The following is a 358-nucleotide window of genomic DNA, read 5'->3' on the forward strand; positions in this document are numbered from 1 at the left end:
TGATAGTCGAGCCGATAGGTTTCGCCGACCTCGTTTTCAATCTCGGTCAGTAACAGCCGAACATTGTCATAATGGTATTTAAGCTGCGTGCCGTCCGGATTAATCCGACGGCTGATCAGGTGCAAACCATCGGCGTATTCGTAGCGGGTGACGCGGCCCAACTCGTCGCGCGCAGCAGTGATTTTTCCGTACGGGTTGTAGCTGAATTCGCGTGTGGCACCTTCAGGCTGAATCACCTTCAGCAAACGACCCACGGCGTCCCACTGATACTGGGTCAGTGCACCATGCTCATCCTCGCAAGCAACCTGCCGCCCCAGCTCGTCATAGCGATAACGCCGCACACCGCCATTCGCCAGTT

Annotated in this window: 1 pseudogene; it reads right to left on the bottom strand. The window is 56.1% G+C overall.

The features are described from left to right. A pseudogene (locus ACW9I6_RS32430) lies at nt 1–358 on the bottom strand (type IV secretion protein Rhs); the annotation flags it as partial.

It is taken from the genome of Pseudomonas sp. SDO5522_S412, from assembly GCF_054071215.1.